A 6,230-nucleotide genomic window follows, 5' to 3' on the forward strand; every position below is an offset into this window, starting at 1 on the left:
GAAGAGTGTGCCTCCGGTATATGGGGTTATGTCATGGTCCTTATACATCTGGACCTTGGCTTTTATTATGTCCTGCTCATGGACGATGGATGTTCCCCAGCCGAACTTAAGGTAGTCGACGTATTCTCCTGATATGTTCATGAGGCTTTCTGCGGTTTCAAGGCCCAATCCCTTGTCCAGAACCATTGTTATTCCACATTCTCTTGGCTTTTCTTCTCTTTTTTTGGATAAAAATTCAAAGGATTTCAAAATATCACACGTGTTATTTAATTACTTTAAAATGTTGTTAGTTATATTGTCATATATAATATTTACACTTTGCTAAAATAGAAAAAAAGAAAAAGGATTATTCCGCATGAAGTTCAGCTTCGGACCTTCTGACAAGGTCGGAAAGTGAATTGCGGACATTTTCAGGGATAGGGTTGTCCTCCCTTTCGGCGATGATTTGAGAAATAATCTTGCACAGCACAAATATTGCATGCTTGTGCTCAGCTTTTGTCTTATGAATATGATGAGGGCTTATTTTCAGGGTGATATATTCACTACAGCTACAGTCGTTTTTGATTTGGTCATCTTCTGCTAAATATTTTAAAACATATACTAAAAATTGGTGCATTTGTATCATTTCGTCCTTATACATAGATATCTAACCCTTATTTAACTAATTTCAGTTAGTTAAAAATTAACTCCTTAATTATATACAATAATATTATATGATTATCATATTTAAATATTGCATTCAAAAATATATTACTTAATATATAAATTCAAACAGCCTTTAAATTTTATTAATTTCAAATTTACCTGTTTCGACAATCTTTGGAAGCCTTCCGACAGTGGCCACACTATTGCCGCATATTATCAGAACCCCCATGAAATGTTGCCTGAATTCCTCGGCGGTTTCAGCGGCATTTGAAACCTTATCCTCACCATCAATTCCCTTAACGTCATTGCCAATCCTTGTTGCAAGGCCGTCTGCAACTGATGGTGATGGAGAGATTACGGTAACGCTATCGGATGTGCCAAAGCTAATGGAATGGCCAATATTGCCTGATGATGTGCATATTCCCAATGGAGATTTTCTTTCGGGGATTTTAAATGCAATCTCATTTCCCAGAATCTCATTGTTTGAATATATTCCGCAAAGGACTGTCCTGTCATTTACAAGTGCAATGTCTCCGCCGTTTTCTACAATAGAATTTTTTGAGTCCAAAGCAATCAGATAATCAAGAGCCATCTCGGAAACGGTTCCCGCAACGCATGCCATTGGCCCGACATCACATAGATTTGAGGATTCATACATTTTTGACACAATCAATGGCAAGTTTTCATCGTCAGCACTAATAGGTGTGAAGCTGTGAAGAAAATCTGGATTTCTGGCAATGTATGATGTCAAATCCGACCTGAGAGTATGTATATGGCCGGCCAGATCATGGTCGGTTATATCGCTCCTCAGCCTGATGTGGGTTTCGCCGATGTTTATTTCCATAATTATAATTAAACTTTTATTTATTAAAACTATACTATTATTATGAAATCATTAACTAAAATGCTCTGTTTGGTTGACGGTGAACACTATCTGCCAGTCACACAAGAAGCAATAGACACACTTAACAATTTGGAACACATTGATATCAAAGGAGCAGTATTCATAGGAGGAACAGAAAAGCTCAGGGACGATTCAGCCGAATCATACTCAGAAAAGCTCGGCATACCTGTCCAGTTTGCCAAGGACAAGGACATTCCCTATGACATCATTGTGGAAATGATTAGAGAATACGATATAGATACCGTCTTTGACTTGAGCGACGAGCCGATACTGGACTATTCAAAAAGGTTCAAGATTGCCTGCAGGGTCCTTGGAGAGGGAATAACATATGAAGGACCTGACTTCAAGTTCAATCCCACAACACAGTATGAGATAATGGAAAAGCCTTCAATCACCATTCTTGGAACTGGAAAAAGGATAGGTAAAACTGCCGTATCAGGTTTCGTTTCAAGGCTTATCGACAAGAACGGATATGAGCCATGCGTAATCGCCATGGGAAGGGGCGGACCTGAAGAGCCTGAAATAGTCCACGGCGAAAAGCTTGAAATCAATGCCGAATTCCTGCTTGAGCAGTCAGAAAAGGGAGTTCATGCAGCAAGTGACCACTGGGAAGATGCCCTTATGAGCAGGATTTTAACCATCGGATGCAGACGCTGCGGCGGCGGAATGGCAGGCGAAGTCTTCATGACCAACATGAAAAAGGGAGCAAGGCTTGCCAATGAGGTTGACTCAAAATTCGCAATATTTGAGGGAAGCGGAGCTGCAATACCGCCGATCAAGACAAACAAGAAGATTGCATTAATCGGTGCAAACCAGCCTATTGAAAACCTCACCACATACTTCGGACCCTACAGAATAGGGCTTGGAGACCTTATAATCCTTACAATGTGTGAGGAGCCGATGTGCTCTGCCGATAAGATTAAGGAAATCGAGGAGTTTGTAGCGGAGGTAAATCCTGATGCAACCGTGATTTCAACTGTATTCAGGCCGAAGGCACTTGATGACATCTCAGGCAAGAAGGTTCTCTTTGCAACAACAGCTCCCGAAGCGGTGAAGGACAAGCTGGTGGCCTATCTTGAGGAAAACTTCAACTGTGAGGTTGTCGGAACCACATCACACCTGTCAAACAGGCCACTTCTACGTGAAGACATGCAGAAATATATGGACCAAGCCGATGTAATGCTCACTGAACTTAAGGCGGCTGCAGTTGACGTTGCAACAAAGGATGCAATTGCACATGGCCTTGAGGTCGTCTACTGCGACAACATACCTGTGCCGATCAATGATTCATACCCCGATTTGGCCGAATCCGTAATAAAATTAGTTGACTCTGCTATTGATGATTTTAACAAATCATCATAACTTTTTCTTTTTTTAACGCAATACCGCAAGTATTGACAATACCCAAATCACCACTGCAACTATAAGCACATACCTCCCATGCTTTTTTGCATTTGATGAATCCCTTGTCAGGAGATATACAGATATTATCAAACCGATTAAAGGTATCAGAATTGCCATGGCATATCCTGCTATTATTGCCAGAGTATGGCTTTTCTCGCTGGACTCAATGAACTGCTGAGTATTCTGCTGATGAGTGTTTACATTAGTTTGAGGTCCGTTAAGCTCAGCCCCACAGTTTTTGCAGAATCTGGCTTCATCTATCAGTTGCTCTCCGCATGCAGGACAGTATTTTGTCATGGAAATCACTCTTCACTAAACAGTTTCTCAATCAAATCATCTTCTGACTTGTAGAAGTTAAGCTTCAATACCCTTTGAAGGGTGTCCGGCGCTCCCAAAAGTTCCATTGCCTGATCCCATGGAATGAACACCTTTTTGGCATCCTGACTGTAGCAAAGTTCCAAAGTTTGGGGCAACTTTCCCTTACTTGAGTCAGTCAGTATTACTGTAGCATCATCAATATTTTGATTCCTATTGATGGATTCATCAGATACGATTTCTGCTATATTAAAATTAGTAGTTTCATCGCCACCCATCAGATTATCAATCACCTTTTCATTATTTTGGACAGTTAATTTGTAGATGTCCCCGTCTATGAAATATACATCTCCCACTTCACATGTCACGTCAAGAAGTGATTCGAATGAATCGGCATCGGGATAGACCTCTTCGGGTTCCTCGAATTCAGGGATTATATATCCGGACTTGTCCACAAAGTCGGCCTCACCTGCGATTATCTTCAAAAGGCGAATGATTTCTCTATTCTGGTTTTCGATATTCTTGTTGATTCTTATTAACTCAGCTAGTTCAGACATGATAATCTATTTAAAAAAAGTGATTATTAAAATTTTTTGAAGGACCCTCATCAGCATAATCAAACTCTTGAAATAAAAATAGTACACACAAAATTGCCGATGAGGTTCCTTACAACCATCACCAAATAGTATGGGATTGCGCCTCAACAATCCCATATTCTAATATGAACCTCATATAATATATATTTTGCCATTTAAAGCCAGTACAATATTGCAATTGAAATATAATATTACAAGATAAAGTAAATTTTGAAATCAGGACAAAAGAAACATATAATAGATTGTATCGCACAGCTTCTCGTCGTGGGCGAATTTCTCAAAGCCTATGGAATATTTGAGAAGCGTTACCCTTGGAATGAGGACATTGTCAGTGTTGGGATTTAGAACTATACCCTCCATGTCTTCCGAAAGAACGAAATTGACAAGCATCGCAAGGTTTACAACCTGGGAATACCTGAACTTGTCTGTTTCAACTTTCCTTATTTTTTCCTCGCTTGAAAATATTGTCGCATAGGTTCCTCCGACATTGTCGATATACATCTGCGCCAGAGGACCTGAATCCATCATCGAGATGACGCCGTCCTTTGCCCTTGGGGAGAGATCAACATCGCTCACCATCATTGTCAGAAGCCTTGATTGGGACATGAGCTCAAACAATGCCTCGTAATCTCCAATGTTATTCGGGTTTTCAATGAATCTTTCAAGCTCATCATTCGGAGTGTCCTTAAGCTGCCTTAGCTCGTCAACCGTATAGCCCCTTGTGGAGTAGAAGTTGGTTTTCGGGATGTGTCTGATTTCGAGAATGAATTCCTTGGTGAAGACATACTTTTCGGTTGCGGGATTGAGGACATATCCTTCAATGTCGCTTGTCTTGAGGACGTTCTGGTAGAGCTCAAAGGAATTCTGCATAAGCTCGATGTCATCCTCATCCTTGAAGAACTTCCTGAACTCATCCTTGTCTGTGAAAAGCGGAGTCAGTTTCAATCCGTTGTCATCCTCATAGATTATGAAATTTAGGGTGAATTCATCCCTTTTGGCAGGAATATAAAGGTTTGAGTATCGAAACTCATGAATCAGCCTCAATGTCAAATCCTTTGTAAGCTCATTTCCGTTTGAATATATATCTTCAATTACTGTCCTTAGGTGTTTGTGGTTAGTCATCAAAGTTATTTTGTCTGAAAAGATATTTAAATGAATCCGGAAGGAACCTGTCATTTGCAACATATTCGGATATTCTGGAATCTATGAAGTATGTCACGCAGCGGTCATCCTCAAACCTCATTCCCCTTCCGTAGGTCTGGACCAGAGCAAGGGAGGTCTTGTAGTCATACCACTCCTCATCGGCATTTGCCCTCATCATAATCTGTCTGTCTCCCAAATCCGGATAGGGCAATTTGTAGATTATCTGAAATCTGCATAAATCTCCCGGCAAATCAACGCCCTCGTTCATGGACGGCGAAACAAGGACCAACGGTTCTTTTGAGCTTTTGAACTTTTCAAGCTGGTCTGCACGGTTTTGGGTGTTGTGCTCCATAAGCCTCGGATCGTTTAAATTATCAATTAGGAAGTCCTTGCATGATGTGCTGACGGTGTGTATGATTCCCTTGTCATCTTTATGCTTTTCTAAAATGGATTTGATGACATCAACGGTTTTCGGCGCATTTTCATTTATGAATTTGCGGGAGAGATTATACCCGCCTACAGAAATTACAGGATTTCTCTTTAAATTGAATGGCGATTTTCTCCTTATCGCATAGATTTCATCCTCTCTTATTCCCAGGCATTTGGAAAAGAATTTCCAGTCAAGTATGGTTGCGCTCATGAATATGCAGACCTCACCGTATTCAAGGAGAGTGTTTTTGGCATAGTTGTCAACCTTCAGGGGCTTGAATTCAAGAATCTCATAGTCCGGATTGTAGTCGAACACCCAGCTGTACGGATCATAGGCGATGTTTTCGATGAAACGGTTGCAGTCGCTTATCTCCCTTTTGATGAATGCTATCTTTTCTGTCAATTGGGGCTTCTGGACATCCTTGATTCTCTCAAGTTCAGTGAGGTATTTCTCCCTTACCTCATGGATGAACATGAGCCATACATCATAATCCCCATTCTCAAGCTCATAAAGCATGCCGTCGGTTATGTCGAGCTTGAGATAATTAGAAAGGTCGCTTAGTGAAAACTCAAGCTTCAGCTGGCTCATTATGACATTTTCAAGGTTATGGGCCTCATCGCAAATCAGAAGCTGCCTTTTCTTGAAGTCCCCAACATAATTGAGTTCCAGAAACATGTAATGGTAGTTTGAGATTACGGTGTTTGAATTTAGTGCCCTGTGCTTTTGGATATAGTAATCGCAGTCTGTTTTCGGGTTTTCGCAGGACTGCCCGCCTGCAATGCATTTGCCCTCA

Annotated in this window: 8 protein-coding genes; 1 reads left to right on the forward strand and 7 read right to left on the reverse strand. The window is 40.9% G+C overall.

From position 1 onward, the window contains the following. The 3 genes from QZN27_RS08615 to QZN27_RS08625 all read right to left on the reverse strand — a co-directional run. Nucleotides 1-249: phosphosulfolactate synthase (locus QZN27_RS08615; RefSeq protein WP_296786460.1), on the reverse strand; the 249-nt coding region annotated here is incomplete at its 3' end. Between the two features lie 97 nt (nt 250-346). Continuing rightward, nucleotides 347-640, reverse strand: a complete 294-nt coding sequence (locus tag QZN27_RS08620; protein WP_296786463.1) for a UPF0058 family protein — start codon at nt 638-640, stop codon at nt 347-349. A 138-nt stretch (nt 641-778) separates the two neighbouring features. Continuing rightward, nucleotides 779-1,498, reverse strand: coding sequence for a UPF0280 family protein (locus tag QZN27_RS08625; protein WP_394346861.1), 720 nt, complete (start codon nt 1,496-1,498; stop codon nt 779-781). Nucleotides 1,499-1,531: 33 nt separating this feature from the next. On the opposite strand from QZN27_RS08625, the gene QZN27_RS08630 reads away from it, so the two are divergent. Beyond that, nucleotides 1,532-2,911, forward strand: coding sequence for a 2,3-diphosphoglycerate synthetase (locus QZN27_RS08630; RefSeq protein WP_296786468.1), 1,380 nt, complete (start codon nt 1,532-1,534; stop codon nt 2,909-2,911). A 12-nt stretch (nt 2,912-2,923) separates the two neighbouring features. On the opposite strand, the gene QZN27_RS08635 is transcribed toward QZN27_RS08630, so the two are convergent. From QZN27_RS08635 to QZN27_RS08650, 4 genes are all read right to left on the reverse strand, one after another. Beyond that, the gene (locus tag QZN27_RS08635; RefSeq protein ID WP_296786471.1) at nt 2,924-3,250 is read right to left on the reverse strand and encodes a zinc-ribbon domain-containing protein; all 327 of its coding nucleotides are present in this window, start codon (nt 3,248-3,250) and stop codon (nt 2,924-2,926) included. Nucleotides 3,251-3,255: 5 nt separating this feature from the next. Next, the gene (locus QZN27_RS08640; protein WP_296786474.1) at nt 3,256-3,825 is read right to left on the reverse strand and encodes a hypothetical protein; all 570 of its coding nucleotides are present in this window, start codon (nt 3,823-3,825) and stop codon (nt 3,256-3,258) included. A gap of 255 nt (nt 3,826-4,080) precedes the next feature. Next, nucleotides 4,081-4,986: an SseB family protein gene (locus tag QZN27_RS08645; protein ID WP_296786477.1), complete on the reverse strand. Its 906-nt coding sequence runs from the start codon at nt 4,984-4,986 to the stop codon at nt 4,081-4,083. Then, nucleotides 4,979-6,230, reverse strand: a 1,252-nt coding sequence (locus QZN27_RS08650; RefSeq protein ID WP_296786480.1) for a helicase C-terminal domain-containing protein, incomplete at its 5' end; no start/stop codon positions are given. The genes QZN27_RS08645 and QZN27_RS08650, both read right to left, overlap by 8 nt.

Source organism: uncultured Methanobrevibacter sp., from assembly GCF_900316895.1.
Lineage (GTDB): Archaea > Methanobacteriota > Methanobacteria > Methanobacteriales > Methanobacteriaceae > Methanocatella.

Bases quoted from the DNA above. Each gene is read 5' to 3' on its own strand.
- QZN27_RS08630 (WP_296786468.1), top strand. From the start codon at position 1,532: ATGAAATCATTAACTAAAATGCTCTGTTTGGTTGACGGTGAACACTAT.
- QZN27_RS08640 (WP_296786474.1), bottom strand. From the start codon at position 3,825: ATGTCTGAACTAGCTGAGTTAATAAGAATCAACAAGAATATCGAAAAC.
- QZN27_RS08620 (WP_296786463.1), bottom strand. From the start codon at position 640: ATGTATAAGGACGAAATGATACAAATGCACCAATTTTTAGTATATGTT.
- QZN27_RS08645 (WP_296786477.1), bottom strand. From the start codon at position 4,986: ATGACTAACCACAAACACCTAAGGACAGTAATTGAAGATATATATTCA.
- QZN27_RS08635 (WP_296786471.1), bottom strand. From the start codon at position 3,250: ATGACAAAATACTGTCCTGCATGCGGAGAGCAACTGATAGATGAAGCC.